1 protein-coding gene is annotated in these 643 nt (G+C 46.0%); it reads right to left on the bottom strand.

Annotated elements, in window-relative coordinates; genetic code table 11:
• Nucleotides 1–537: class I SAM-dependent methyltransferase (locus I8U17_RS18160; protein ID WP_198060011.1), on the bottom strand; the 537-nt coding region annotated here is incomplete at its 3' end.
• Nucleotides 538–643 lie beyond the last annotated feature (106 nt).

Here is a 643-nt window from a genome sequence, read left to right as displayed (position 1 = left end):
AAAAGCAGGCGGAAGATTAAAGGGGACAAATTGGATGTCTACCTGTTGAAAGCAAGATTGCAGAAGCGGTTTCAGTTGTAAAGAGTATTGAAACTGGATAAAAACACCGTTTGGTGCCAGAACGTTTTTTATCCCATCCATGATCTCTCTTCTCAGGGTTGCCGAAAAGTTGGCAAACGGCAGACATGAGATAATCGCATCGGCTTGGCCCAGCCTGCGTTTCTCCAGTTCCTGCACCAGGAAACGGGCATCGGAACAATGGATCAACGCCGGGTGATTTCGCTTAAGCCAGAGACTCAGCTTTGGATCGGATTCAAAGATGACTGCCTGACCATCGGAGTTTAAATTTCGTTCAATTTCCAGCGTAACAACACCAGTACCCGCTCCCAGCTCAACTACTACTTTAGCCCGGGCCCAATTCACGGGTTTTATCAAAGTATGAACCAAAAATCTTGAACTCGGTGTCACACTGCCGATTGCAGCCGGTGATTTTGTAAACCGGAGAAAAAATTGAAGTCTTTGCATCAAAGTTTCCATGGTATTGATTCTCCTTTTGTGTCAGGTCGGAAAATCCGTTTTTGCGCTCATGATTCCCATGATAAAGTGCTGCAAACTATCATAAAGAAACGGGAGCCCCGCCGGA

Source organism: Thermoactinomyces sp. CICC 10521 (assembly GCF_016055135.1).
GTDB classification, from domain to species: domain Bacteria; phylum Bacillota; class Bacilli; order Thermoactinomycetales; family Thermoactinomycetaceae; genus Thermoactinomyces_A; species Thermoactinomyces_A daqus.
Note: the sequence above shows the minus strand (reverse complement) of the source record. Positions and strands in the feature narration are given on the sequence as shown.